Annotated in this window: 10 protein-coding genes; 6 read left to right on the top strand and 4 right to left on the bottom strand. The window is 61.1% G+C overall.

Annotation, left to right across the window (positions count from 1 at the left end; genetic code table 11):
- Positions 1-63 precede the first annotated feature (63 nt).
- Both rlmM and tusA read left to right on the top strand, forming a co-directional pair.
- Positions 64-1137, top strand: coding sequence for a 23S rRNA (cytidine(2498)-2'-O)-methyltransferase RlmM (rlmM, locus tag ACXX9E_RS24445; RefSeq protein WP_123461907.1), 1074 nt, complete (start codon positions 64-66; stop codon positions 1135-1137).
- A 194-nt stretch (positions 1138-1331) separates the two neighbouring features.
- On the top strand, positions 1332-1583 hold the full coding sequence (tusA, locus tag ACXX9E_RS24440) for a sulfurtransferase TusA (RefSeq protein ID WP_123461909.1): 252 nt from the start codon (positions 1332-1334) through the stop codon (positions 1581-1583).
- 78 nt (positions 1584-1661) lie between these two features.
- Here tusA and ACXX9E_RS24435 read toward each other — a convergent pair whose 3' ends face one another.
- Positions 1662-3071, bottom strand: a complete 1410-nt coding sequence (locus ACXX9E_RS24435; protein ID WP_267805236.1) for an MATE family efflux transporter — start codon at positions 3069-3071, stop codon at positions 1662-1664.
- A gap of 308 nt (positions 3072-3379) precedes the next feature.
- Between ACXX9E_RS24435 and pdxB the strand changes: the two genes are divergently transcribed.
- Positions 3380-4522, top strand: a complete 1143-nt coding sequence (gene pdxB / locus ACXX9E_RS24430) for a 4-phosphoerythronate dehydrogenase PdxB (protein WP_186748439.1) — start codon at positions 3380-3382, stop codon at positions 4520-4522.
- A 182-nt stretch (positions 4523-4704) separates the two neighbouring features.
- On the opposite strand, the gene ACXX9E_RS24425 is transcribed toward pdxB, so the two are convergent.
- Positions 4705-4884, bottom strand: coding sequence for a PA1571 family protein (locus ACXX9E_RS24425; protein ID WP_123461915.1), 180 nt, complete (start codon positions 4882-4884; stop codon positions 4705-4707).
- Between the two features lie 257 nt (positions 4885-5141).
- Between ACXX9E_RS24425 and ACXX9E_RS24420 the strand changes: the two genes are divergently transcribed.
- Positions 5142-6920: an ABC transporter transmembrane domain-containing protein gene (locus ACXX9E_RS24420; protein WP_458556339.1), complete on the top strand. Its 1779-nt coding sequence runs from the start codon at positions 5142-5144 to the stop codon at positions 6918-6920.
- A 109-nt stretch (positions 6921-7029) separates the two neighbouring features.
- On the opposite strand, the gene ACXX9E_RS24415 is transcribed toward ACXX9E_RS24420, so the two are convergent.
- Positions 7030-8958, bottom strand: coding sequence for a transglycosylase SLT domain-containing protein (locus ACXX9E_RS24415; RefSeq protein WP_458556338.1), 1929 nt, complete (start codon positions 8956-8958; stop codon positions 7030-7032).
- Between the two features lie 214 nt (positions 8959-9172).
- On the opposite strand from ACXX9E_RS24415, the gene ACXX9E_RS24410 reads away from it, so the two are divergent.
- Positions 9173-11095: an ATP-binding cassette domain-containing protein gene (locus ACXX9E_RS24410; RefSeq protein WP_123461920.1), complete on the top strand. Its 1923-nt coding sequence runs from the start codon at positions 9173-9175 to the stop codon at positions 11093-11095.
- Between the two features lie 91 nt (positions 11096-11186).
- Here the strand turns inward: ACXX9E_RS24410 and ACXX9E_RS24405 are convergent, their stop codons facing one another.
- Positions 11187-11624 carry a universal stress protein gene (locus tag ACXX9E_RS24405; RefSeq protein ID WP_123461922.1) on the bottom strand — a complete coding sequence of 146 codons (438 nt, stop codon included), beginning with the start codon at positions 11622-11624 and terminating at the stop codon, positions 11187-11189.
- A gap of 103 nt (positions 11625-11727) precedes the next feature.
- Between ACXX9E_RS24405 and ACXX9E_RS24400 the strand changes: the two genes are divergently transcribed.
- Positions 11728-12165 carry a hypothetical protein gene (locus ACXX9E_RS24400; RefSeq protein WP_123461924.1) on the top strand — a complete coding sequence of 146 codons (438 nt, stop codon included), beginning with the start codon at positions 11728-11730 and terminating at the stop codon, positions 12163-12165.
- Positions 12166-12460 lie beyond the last annotated feature (295 nt).

The raw sequence follows: 12460 nt of genomic DNA, 5'->3' as shown, positions 1-12460 counted from the left end.
CTTCATCGCAAGGCTTGAGCAGCGCGCAGGGGCCGAATGTCCGCCCTCTGCCCAGGAGTAAGAATGAACACCCTATTCATGCATTGCCGGCCAGGCTTCGAAGGCGAAGTCTGTTCGGAAATTTCCGACCTCGCCGCCCAGCTCAACGTGGCCGGTTACGCCAAGGCCAAAGCGGCCACTGCGTACGCCGAGTTCGTCTGCACCGAAGAAGACGGCGCCGAGCGCCTGATGCGCGGTCAGCGTTTTGCCGAGTTGATTTTCCCACGCCAGTGGGCGCGCGGGCTTTTCATTGATCTGCCGGAAAACGACCGCATCAGCGTGATCCTCGCGCACATGGCCGATTTTCCGGTATTCGGTAGCCTGTGGCTGGAAGTCGTCGACACCAACGATGGCAAGGAGCTGTCGAACTTCTGCAAGAAATTCGAAGGTCCGCTGCGCAAGGCATTGACTGCTGCCGGCAAACTGGTGGAGGACGCCAGCAAGCCGCGTCTGTTGCTGACCTTCAAGAGTGGCCGCGAAGTGTTCCTCGGCATGGCTGATGCGGGTAACTCGGCGATGTGGCCAATGGGTATTCCACGCCTGAAGTTTCCCCGAGAAGCGCCCAGCCGTTCGACGTTGAAACTGGAAGAGGCCTGGCACCACTTCATTCCGCGGGATCAGTGGGAAGATCGCTTGCACAGTGACATGACCGGTGTGGATCTCGGCGCCGCGCCGGGCGGCTGGACCTGGCAACTGGTCAACCGCGGCATGCTGGTGACCGCCATTGATAACGGTCCGATGGCTGAAAGCCTGATGGACACTGGCCTGGTTCAGCACCTGATGGCCGATGGTTTCACCTTCAAGCCCAAGCAACCGGTGGACTGGATGGTCTGCGACATCGTCGAGAAGCCGGCGCGTAACGCGGCGATGCTCGAAGAGTGGATTGGCGAGGGCCATTGCCGCGAGGCGGTGGTCAATCTGAAACTGCCGATGAAGCAGCGTTATGCTGAAGTGAAACGTTTGCTCGAGCGCATCGCCGATGGTTTCAAGGCCCGTGGGATCAAGGTCGATATCGGCTGCAAACAGCTGTATCACGACCGCGAAGAAGTGACGTGCCACCTGCGCCGTCACGACATCAAGAAAGCCAAATCCCGCTGAAATATGTAACTGGCCGTTATGGCGAGTGACTTGCTCCCGCAGGGCTGCGAGGCGGCCCTGAATTCAGCATCCATGTTAGTTCCGGCGCACCGGGCAAAAAGGTTTTACGACGGCTACGCCGCCGAGCGGGAGCAAGCTCCCTCGCCACACGCTCGGCAATGCGCGACAATGCCGGCCAGTTTCAGGAGTGAATCATGAGTGAAATGATCGATACCCCGGTCGACGGCACCCTCGACGCCACCGGCCTCAATTGCCCGGAGCCGGTGATGATGCTGCACCAGCACATTCGCGATCTGGTGCCCGGCGGCCTGCTCAAGGTGATCGCCACCGATCCCTCGACCAAGCGCGACATTCCCAAGTTCTGCGTGTTTCTCGACCACGAGCTGGTCGAGCAGCACGAAGAGTCCGGTACCTATCTGTACTGGATCCGCAAGAAACACGCCTGAAACCAAGGCAGCGCACAAACAACTGTGGGAACCAGCAGGCTGGCTCCCACATTTTTTGTTCCGCTGTAAAGAGAAGACTCAGCCCAGCGAACGACTGATCCGGATACGCTTGCGCGCACTGCGGGTCAGACGGATCGACAACATCAGTGCCGCACAGCTCAAACCGACGATCAAACCCTGCCACAAACCACTCGGGCCCCGTGGCGCGCCGAGCCAGTCGGTCAAACCGAGGGCGTAACCCACCGGCAAACCGATACCCCAGTAGGCGAACAAGGTCAGGATCATCGTCACCCGCGTGTCCTGATAACCGCGCAGGGCGCCGGCGGCAGTGACCTGAATCGCGTCGGAAAACTGGAACAGCGCCGAGTACACGATCAGCATCGCCGCGATATGAATCACGGTCGGATCAGCGGTGTAGATCGCCGCAATCGGCTCGCGCAACAACAGCATCATGCTCGCCGACAGACAGGCGTACGCCAGCGCGGTGCCCATGCCGACGCCGGCGGCGAAACGTGCTTCCCGAGGCTCTTCACGACCGAGTGCCTGGCCGACGCGGACGGTCACCGCCATGCCGAGGGAATACGGAATCATGAACACCAGCGAGCTGACGTTCAGCGCAATCTGATGCCCGGCCACCACAGTGGCGCCGAGGCTGCCGATCAACAGCGCGATCACGGCGAAGATGCTCGACTCGGCAAACACCGCGATGCCGATCGGCAGACCGACCGCCAGCAGACGCTTGATCACTGCCCATTGTGGCCAGTCGAAGCGGCTGAAGATCTCGCTCGAACGATAGGCCGGGGCCCAGCGCTCGTAACCGGCCAGACCCAGCGCCATGACCCACATCACGATTGCCGTGGCCCAACCGCAGCCGACGCCGCCCATGGCCGGCACGCCGAAGTGGCCATAGATGAAGATGTAGTTCAGCGGAATGTTCAGTGCCAGACCGCACAGGCCCAGCACCATCGCCGGACGGGTGCGGCCGATACCGTCACTTGTGCAGCGCAGCACGTGATAGATCGCAACCGCTGGCAGACCGCTGGCGATACCGTGCAGGTACTGCATGCACGGGCCGATCAATTCCGGATCGACCTTCATCAGGTGCAACACCGGCTCGGCGGCGACCAGCATCGACGTCGCGATCAGGCCGACCACCAGCGCCAGCCACAATGCCTGACGGACGATCGGGCCGATTTCGCGGTGGGTGCCGGCGCCGAACCGTTGGGCAACCTTGGGGGTGGTGGCCAGCAGGGTGCCAGTCATCAGCAGAAACACCGGGACCCAGATCGAGTTGCCCAGTGCCACCGCCGCCAGATCCCGTGGTCCGACGCGGCCGGCCATGACTGCATCGACGAAGCCCATGGCCGTGGTCGCCAGCTGCGCGATGATGATCGGCAGCGCCAGGGCGAGCAGGGTCTTGAACTCCAGGCGGATACGCGCGGGGCGGGTGAGGGAGACAGCGACAGGTTGGTCAGTTACGGAATTCACAGGCGAAGCGTCCAAAGGTGTTGATGCGCAAGGCGCCGCATTCTACGCCGCTGACACCTTGGTCAGGAAAAATCCTCTGTTGCAGATTTGTAATCAACAGACCCGTCAACTATGGCGAGGGCGCCTGCTCCCGCTGGGGACGAAGCGCCCCCGAGACTATCCAGCGCGGTAGCTCAGGGAAAACCCGAGGGCAGACTTTCCGCCCGCTGCGCAGTCTGGCGCGAGCAAGCGCCCTCGCCACGATGCAGTCTGCACTGGCCCAACGGTGGATCTGCACCTAAACTGCCGATCCGCCAAAGGAGCCCGCCATGCTGATTGTTGCCGACGAAAATATCCCGCTGCTCGATGCCTTTTTTGCCGGTTTCGGCGAGATCCGCCGGGTGCCAGGCCGTTCCATCGACCGTGCGACGGTCGAGCAGGCCGACGTGCTGCTGGTGCGCTCGGTGACCCAGGTCAACCGGGCGTTGCTGGAAGGCAGCCGGGTGCGCTTTGTGGGCACGTGCACCATCGGCACCGATCACCTGGACCTCGATTATTTCGCCGAAGCGGGGATCACCTGGTCCAGCGCGCCGGGTTGCAACGCTCGGGGGGTGGTCGATTACGTGCTCGGCACTCTGATGACGCTCGCCGAAATCGAAGGCGTCGATCTGACGCAACGCACCTATGGCGTGGTCGGTGCCGGCGAGGTCGGTGGTCGGCTGATCAAAGTGCTCAAAGGTCTGGGCTGGAACGTGAAAGTCTGCGATCCACCACGGCAGGCGGCCGAGGGTGGCGATTACGTCAGCCTGGAGCAGATCCTTGAGCAGTGTGACGTGATCAGTCTGCATACCCCGTTGACCCGCAGCGGTGACGGCGCGACCTGGCACCTGCTCGATCAGGCGCGATTGCATCAGCTTAAACCCGGAGCCTGGCTGATCAATGCTGCGCGCGGTCCGGTGGTCGATAACGCTGCGTTGCGTAAAGTGCTGCTGGAGCGTGAAGACCTGCAAGCGGCGCTCGATGTCTGGGAGGCCGAACCCGAGGTCGATGTCGCGCTGGCCGAACTCTGCGTACTGGCCACGCCGCACATTGCCGGTTACAGCCTTGATGGCAAACAGCGCGGGACGGCGCAGATCTATCAGGCCTACTGCAATTTCATTGGCCAACCGGCGAGCATCCAGCTCAGTGACTTGCTGCCGGCGCCGTGGCTGTCGCAAGTCACCCTGCACGCCGACAGCGATCCGGCCTGGGCGCTGGCGATGTTGTGCCGTGGCGTGTACGACCCGCGCCGGGATGATGCGGATTTCCGCCGCAGCCTTGTAGGCAATGGCGCTGAGCAGCGTGCGGCCTTTGATGTGTTGCGCAAGCAGTATCCGGTGCGACGTGAGATTGAGGGGCTGAAGGTGCGGATCGAGGGGGATTCGCCAGTGTTGCAGCAGATTGTGGCAGCGCTTGGGGCGGTGGCTGTCTAGCGATCAAATCGGCTCTATCACGGGCAAGCCAGCTCTCCCAGGTTCTCTGTGTTACTCAAGACTTGAACTAGCCACTGGACTTGTGGGCGCGGCCCTGCCCGCGATGGTCGCACCACAATTGGCAATTTGCGGGCAGAAAAAACCCGGCCAGAAAGGGGCCGGGTCGGAAGACGCTGGCTATATCACTTTTGTTCGGCAGGCTTGACCAATCGCTTCTCCAGTTCGCGGCAGGCGTCCTGGATCATGTCTTCAGTGATCGGTACTTCACGCCCCTCCTTGTCAATGATGGAGCAACCAAGAGGTTGGCCGGGCTTGGTGCGGATCACTTGAATCTTGTCATCGCTGCTGTGTTGCAAGGACATGGCCTGTCTCCTCATCAGGTTGTGCGCGTAGATTAAAACCGCCACGTGACCAGGCTGTGACAACTCCCTGGGGACTGTCAAAAGCGGCATCTCCACTCAAACAGAAATGACCGCTCGTCTCAACCGGCACTTTAGACCGATAGCAACTATGGCCTAGTCTTTGGGGGCATATTTAACCTGACTCATTGTGATTTACAGAGTTCCACCCCATAGAAGGTTTAGGCTAGCCCCTTTCATCAACACGGATGTGTACCTGAATGACCCCGAAGCTTTCTTCCCGGCACCGTCGCGCCCTGCGCCTGACCAGCCGATTCCTGGCCCCCTACCGTTGGCAGGTCATCGGTGCGCTGCTGGCGTTGATCGTCACCGCCGCTGTCACGTTGTCGATGGGGCAGGGGATCAAATTGCTGGTCGATCGGGGCTTCATGACCCAGTCGCCGCACCAGTTGAACCAGAGCATCGGCATTTTCATGTTGATGGTACTGGGCCTGGCAGTCGGCACGTTCGCGCGGTTTTACTGGGTGTCGTGGATTGGCGAGCGCTGTGTGGCGGATATCCGGCGTGAAGTGTTCAACCACCTGGTCTATCTGCACCCCGGCTTTTATGAGAACAACCGCAGTTCGGAGATCCAGTCACGCCTGACTGCCGACACCACACTGCTGCAGTCGGTGATCGGCTCCTCGCTGTCGATGTTCCTGCGTAACCTGCTGATGGTTATCGGCGGCGTCGTGTTGCTGTTCGTGACCAATGCAAAGCTCACCAGCATCGTGGTGATTGCCTTGCCGTTCGTGGTCGCACCGATCCTGATTTTCGGCCGGCGTGTACGCAATCTCTCGCGGCTGAGCCAGGACCGCGTCGCCGATATCGGCAGCTACGTTTCCGAAACCCTCGGCCAGATCAAGACCGTGCAGGCCTACAACCATCAGGTGCAGGATGAGCAGCGTTTCGCGACAACCGTCGAGGACGCGTTCGACACCGCGCGTAAACGCATCTTTCAGCGTTCATGGATGATCACCGTGGTGATCGTGCTGGTGCTGGGCGCGGTGGCGGTGATGTTGTGGGTGGGCGGCATGGACGTAATTGCCGGGCGTATCACCGGTGGCGAACTGGCGGCGTTCGTCTTCTACAGCCTGATCGTCGGCAGTGCGATCGGCACCTTGAGCGAAGTCATCGGTGAACTGCAACGTGCGGCGGGTGCTGCCGAGCGTATCGCCGAACTGTTAAGTTCGCAGAACATCATCCAGCCCCCGACCACTGGACTGGTGACCTTGCCGGAACGAGTCAAGGGCGAACTGCAATTGCAGGATGTGCGTTTTTCCTACCCGTCGCGTCCGGAAAGCTACGCCGTCAACGGCTTGAATCTGACTATTCGCGCTGGCGAGACTCTGGCGCTAGTCGGGCCGTCCGGCGCCGGCAAGTCCACGGTTTACGATTTGCTGTTGCGCTTCTACGACCCGATTGAAGGGCGGATCCTGATCGACGGCGTGCCGCTCACCAGCCTTGACCCATTGGACCTGCGCCGCAATTTCGCCCTGGTCTCGCAATCGCCTGCGCTGTTTTTCGGCAGCGTCGAAGACAACATCCGTTACGGTTGCCCGGGCGCGACGCTGGAACAGGTCAAGGAAGCGGCGAAAATCGCCCACGCCCATGATTTCATCGAAAAGATGCCGCAGGGTTATCAGACGCATTTGGGCGACGCTGGCCTCGGCCTCTCTGGCGGCCAGCGTCAGCGTCTGGCGATCGCTCGGGCGTTGCTGGTCGATGCGCCGATCCTGCTGCTGGACGAAGCCACCAGCGCCCTCGATGCGCAAAGCGAACACCTGATTCAGGAAGCGCTGCCAAGCCTGATGCACAACCGCACCACGCTGGTGATCGCGCATCGTCTGGCTACCGTGAAAAATGCTGACCGGATCGCGGTGATGGACCAGGGAAAACTGGTGGCAATCGGCACCCATCAGGAGCTGATCGTCAGTAATCCGCTGTACGCGCGGTTGGCCGCGTTGCAGTTCAACGACGGCCACGCGATCGCCGTGTAGACGTTGTCGCAGGCGGCGATCTTTTGATTTTGCTGCAAAAAAATGCCCGCATCCAAGTGCGGGCATTTTTTTGCAGCAAAAGATCACCGCCTGCGGCAGCGTCTACAGATCATTGGTCATCGAAATACCGCTCATGCCAATCCACCAGCGGCTGCGGCGAGTTGAGCTTCTGGCCGTAGATCACCGAATAAGACAGCACGTTCTGCACATACTGGCGGGTTTCGTCGAACGGGATGCTTTCCACCCAGACGTCGAAGCTCAGGTGGTCGGCGCCGCGCAGCCATTGGCGAACGCGGCCCGGGCCTGCGTTGTAGGCGGCGGAGGCGAGGACGCGGTTGCCGTTGAACTGGCTGTGCACCTGGCTCAGATAAGCGGCGCCGAGCTGGATGTTCTTGTCCGGGTCAAGCACTTGCTGCGGCGAGGCCAGCGGGATGCTGAACTTGCGCGCGGTTTCCTTGGCGGTGCCGGGCATCAGTTGCATCAGGCCGCTGGCGCCGACGCCGGAGCGGGCGTCGTCCATGAACGCGCTTTCCTGACGGGTGATGGCGAACACCCAACTGGAATGCAGGCCGCGCACCTTGGCTTCGCGCACGAGGGTGTCACGGTGCGCCATCGGGAAACGGATATCGAGATCATCCCAGTATTGCGCCTGACTGATGGTGCGGATTGCCGGGAAGTACCATTTCAGGTCGTAGGCCAGTTTGGCCTGGGCGACCATTTCGTCGCGGTTGAAATGGCGGCTGACGTGGTACCACTCACGGCGACCGTCGACGATCTGCCCGCGGGCATGGAATTCCAAGGCGCGTCGCACGCCGGGGGTGTTACGCACTTTGTTGATGGTCGCCTGGCTCAGTACCAGCGGCTTGTTCATCACCGAGTACGGCAGTTGCGAGCGGTCGGCGGCGAGGAAACCGTAGAAGTCGCGTTCCTTGGCCAGATTCTTGTACAGCGTCTGCGCTTCCGGGTTCCGTGGCTGCGCCAGTTCCAGACTGCGGGCCTGCCAATAGCGCCAGCGGTTGGTGGTGGCCAGATCCTGCGGCAGACGGCGGGTCAACTGATAGGCGTCGTCCCAGCGGGCCAGACGCAGCAGCAGGCGCAGGCGCCATTCGGAAACGGTGTTGTCGCGCAGCTCCGGGTCGTACTTGGTCATCACGTCCAGCGCCCGGCTGTCGAAACGCCGAGCCAGCGTCAGGCCGATTTCCCGGGCGATCGCGACTTTCTCGTCACGGGAGAAGTGCATGCTGCTGGCGTAACCATCGAGCAGGGCCATGGCCTTGTCCGGATCCTGACGGGCGAGGCGACGCAGGCCGAGGCTGACCACGTCGGACATCGGCTCGTCGGCCGGGGTGAAGCGCGACGGCTGGTTGAGCAGTTCGGGCTTCTGCGCGACATCCACCAACAAGCGACCGCGTGGGGCGAGGGTGGTCAGGCCGTTGACCAGACTGTTGGCCAACGGATAGTTACGCGCCTGGGCGGCCAGTTTGGTGCGCTCCCAGCGTTTCTGTTCGGTCAGTTGGCCATCGGCGGCCCAGATCCCGAACAGCCCGACACAGGCCGCCGGTTGCGATTTGCCGGTCAGCCACAGTTTGTCGGCGTTGGCGTAACCTTCGGCCTTGTGGCCGCTGCTGATCTGGTTCTGCGCGTTGAGGCAGTCCAGTTCGGTAAAGTTCAGTTTAGGGTCGTAATACCTGGTGAAGGTCGCCCAGTCGCCGCGGTCGGCCAGCCAGCGCAACCAGCGCAGTTTCATCCAGTTGGCCTGCGGCAGGTCGCCGTGCTCGGCGAGGAATTTCTCGATCTCGGCGTTGCTCGCGGTCTTCAGACGGGCGGTCAACTCGTCGTAAGCCAGATACGGTTCCAGCGGATAATCGGCCAGGGCCTGGCTGTAACGGAAGTACGGGCCGGTGTCGCCCTTGGCCAGGGCGCGCTTGGCTTCATCGTAATACTGGCGTTGGGTGGACAGGTCCACCGCCTGGGCGGATTGAGCGGCAGCGGCGGTAAGTAGCAAACAGGACAAGACACTGAAAAGGCGACTGCGCATGAGACATCCGGGCAGAGAAATCATGACAAGCACCGGCCGCGGCCAGCACTGAATTGTCTGTAGCTTAGCCTTTTGCCAGCAACGGGCGAAAGCTTTGCGACCCATGCAGCACAAGTTCGCAACAAATGTTGTGCAGAGTGCTTCGACAGACAAATTGCCGGCCTGTTGAAGTCCTAAGTCAGGTAGAATGCGCGCCCGGTTTTTGGAGAAGCTCATGACCCTGCTCAAATTCAGCGATGTGTCCCTTGCATTCGGCGCGATGCCGTTGTTGGACAAGGTGTCCTGGCAGATCGCCCGTGGTGAGCGGGTGTGCATCATCGGCCGCAACGGCACTGGCAAGTCCAGCATGATGAAACTGGTCAAGGGCGACCAGAAGCCCGATGACGGCTCGGTGTGGCGTGCCCCCGGTCTGAAAATCGGCGAATTGCCACAAGAATTGCCGGTGGCCGACGAGCGGACCGTGTTCGACGTGGTTGCCGAAGGCCTCGATGGCGTTGGCGCCTTGCTCGCCGAATACCATCACCTGAGCCAGAACATCGTCACCGATGCCGATCTGGACAAGCTGATGCACGTCCAGCACGACCTCGAAGCTCGTGACGGCTGGCGCTTGCAGACCCTGGTCGACAGCACCCTGAGCCGCCTGCAACTGCCGGCCGACAAGACCCTCGCCGAATTGTCCGGCGGCTGGCGTCGTCGTGTGCTGCTGGCGCAGGCGCTGGTGTCCGAGCCGGATCTGCTGTTGCTCGACGAACCCACCAACCACCTGGACATCGGTGCAATTGCCTGGCTCGAAGAAGCCCTGAAGGATTTCCAGGGCGCCGTGCTGTTCATCACGCACGACCGTTCTTTCCTGCAAAACCTCGCCACACGCATCCTCGAGCTGGACCGCGGCGGCCTGATCGACTGGAACGGCGACTACGCCAGCTTCCTGGTGCATAAAGAAGCCGCGCTGGCTGCTGAAGAAACCGCCAACGCGCTGTTCGACAAGCGTCTGGCCCAGGAAGAAGTGTGGATCCGTCAAGGCATCAAGGCCCGTCGTACCCGTAACGAAGGCCGTGTCCGCGCCCTGAAAGCCCTGCGTGTTGAGCGCAGCGAGCGTCGCGAGCGCACCGGCAAGGCGAACATTCAGCTGGAAACCGCCGACAAGTCCGGCAAGCAAGTGATGGTGTTGGAAAATGTCAGCTTCCATCACCCTGACGGCCCGTTCCTGATCAAGGACTTCTCGATGGTCCTGCAGCGCGGCGACCGTATCGGTCTGCTCGGCGCCAACGGTACCGGCAAGACCACCTTGCTCAAGCTGATGCTAAACGGCCTGCAACCGACCAGCGGCACAGTGGAAGAGGGCACCCGGATCGACGTGGCCTACTTCGACCAGTTGCGCCATCAGCTGGATCTGGAAAAGACCGTGATCGACAACGTCGCCGAAGGTCGCGATTTCATCGACATCGACGGCCAGAGCCGCCACGTGCTGAGCTACCTCGGCGACTTCCTGTTCAGCCCGCAGCGTGCGCGCACGCCGGTGAAGGCACTGTCCGGTGGTGAGCGTGCGCGCTTGCTGTTGGCGAAGCTGTTCAGCAAGCCGGCGAACCTGCTGGTGCTCGACGAACCGACCAACGACCTCGACGTGGAAACCCTCGAACTGCTCGAAGAAGTGCTGCTGACCTTCAACGGCACCGTGCTGATGGTCAGCCACGACCGGGCATTCCTCGACAACGTGGTGACCAGCACCCTGGTCTTCGAAGGTGAAGGCAAGGTACGTGAATACGTCGGTGGTTATCAGGACTGGATCCGTCAGGGCGGCTCGCCGCGCCTGCTGGGCGTGACCGAGAGCAAGTCGGGCAAGGCTGACCTGAATTCGGCGGTGGTCACCGCTGAGCCTGCTGTGGTTGCTGAGCCTGCCGCTGTCGCGCCGGCGGCCAAGAAGAAACTGAGCTACAAGCTGCAGCGCGAGCTGGAAGCGTTGCCGGGTGACATCGACGCCAAGGAACAGCAGATCGCTGCGGTCGAGGCTGAAATGGCCGAAGCTGGTTTCTATCAGCGCCCGCCGACCGAGACGGCCAAGGTAATTGCTTCGCTGGAGCAGTTGCAGGCTGAGCTGGATGCACTGGTGGAGCGTTGGGCCGAGCTGGATGCCTGACTGATCCGGTGACAAAAAAGCCCGGCCTCATTTGCGTGAGGCCGGGCTTTTCACATGCGGATCGAGATTCAATAGGCGTGGGCCTGGTGTTTCAGCGTTTGACCAGGTGCACCGCCAGTACATCGCAAGGCGCGCCGTGCAGTACGTCATTGGCCGTGGAGCCAAGCAACAGCGCCAGGCCGTGACGGCCATGGCTGCCGACGACGATCAGGTCGCAATGGTTTTCCTTGGCGAAATGATGGATTTCCTGGCGTGGCTGACCATAGGTCAGGTGGCAATTGGCGCCCTCAAGCTCTGCGTATTTGGTTTTCAGACGCTCGAGACGCTCCTTGGCCTGATCGAACTGCTGTTGTTGCAGTTGTGACAGATCCATCGGCACGTCGCCGCCGAACGCCATCGCCATTGGTTCGACGATATGTACCAGCGACAGCTTGGCGCCGTTGCTCGCCGACAGCTCTCGGGCGCGGTGAATCACAGGGTCGCACTCTTCGGTCAGATCTACGGCGACCAGGATATGGGAGTAGGGCATGAGGTGCTCCTCGTGAGGTTTCAATATTGTTAAGTATGGCTGGTTTCAAGCGCATTGGTTCCAAAGTGACACAATGCGCTCACCAAGAATTGGGAATAGAGATATGACGGTCTGGTTAGTGGTGTCAATCCTGCTGGTGGTATTAAGTCCGCTGGCCTGGTTGCGCCCTTCGCGTGTTCAAAGCGGTCGCATGGCCCTGCGCATGGAGGCGCGCCGCATTGGTCTGGCCATGCAACTGGCGCCTCAGGAATGGCCGCACTGGCTGGGGCAGGAGCCGCCCAATCCGTGCGCGCAATACCATCGGCCGCGCCGTGGCAATCAACCGGCATGCTGGGCTTACTGGCAGAAAGCGCCGGGGGTGTGGGTCAATCAGTGGCAGGAAGTCTGCGAAGACCGGGCGCTGCTTAATCATTTCGAAAAGTTGCCGGGCAACGTTTTCAAAGTCGAGGCCGACAAGCAGATGATCGCCTTGTATTGGGGCGAGAAGGGCGAAGCCACGGTCTTGCAGGATATCGACGCGACTCTGAAAGCGCTGGCGTGATGCGCGGAATTTTCGCACTGCAACGGTGTGAAGCGTCCGGCAGACGAGCAATAAAAAGCCCGACATGATTCGTCGGGCGGGTTTGGCCAGGCAGGCCGGAAATTCTTTTCGAGGCTGTATCGGGCAATCTCTGATCAGCACATCTCACTGTAGTCCAGCCAGCGTAGCCTTTTAAACAGGGTTCGTTGTGAATTAGGGCGAATTTTCTAACTATTGATTCTATGAATGGCTTCACATGCAGGCGTGTGTTGCACGTCTGCGTGGTACGGAAATGACCGCAAAGTCGCATTTGAAC

Source organism: Pseudomonas sp. GNP014, from assembly GCF_054344005.1.
Note: the sequence above shows the minus strand (reverse complement) of the source record. Positions and strands in the feature narration are given on the sequence as shown.

Excerpts from the sequence above, each read along its gene's own strand:
- rlmM (WP_123461907.1), top strand. The coding sequence starts at position 64 with ATGAACACCCTATTCATGCATTGCCGGCCAGGCTTCGAAGGCGAAGTC.
- tusA (WP_123461909.1), top strand. The coding sequence starts at position 1,332 with ATGAGTGAAATGATCGATACCCCGGTCGACGGCACCCTCGACGCCACC.
- pdxB (WP_186748439.1), top strand. The coding sequence starts at position 3,380 with ATGCTGATTGTTGCCGACGAAAATATCCCGCTGCTCGATGCCTTTTTT.
- ACXX9E_RS24425 (WP_123461915.1), bottom strand. The coding sequence starts at position 4,884 with ATGTCCTTGCAACACAGCAGCGATGACAAGATTCAAGTGATCCGCACC.
- ACXX9E_RS24420 (WP_458556339.1), top strand. The coding sequence starts at position 5,142 with ATGACCCCGAAGCTTTCTTCCCGGCACCGTCGCGCCCTGCGCCTGACC.
- ACXX9E_RS24415 (WP_458556338.1), bottom strand. The coding sequence starts at position 8,958 with ATGCGCAGTCGCCTTTTCAGTGTCTTGTCCTGTTTGCTACTTACCGCC.
- ACXX9E_RS24410 (WP_123461920.1), top strand. The coding sequence starts at position 9,173 with ATGACCCTGCTCAAATTCAGCGATGTGTCCCTTGCATTCGGCGCGATG.
- ACXX9E_RS24405 (WP_123461922.1), bottom strand. The coding sequence starts at position 11,624 with ATGCCCTACTCCCATATCCTGGTCGCCGTAGATCTGACCGAAGAGTGC.
- ACXX9E_RS24400 (WP_123461924.1), top strand. The coding sequence starts at position 11,728 with ATGACGGTCTGGTTAGTGGTGTCAATCCTGCTGGTGGTATTAAGTCCG.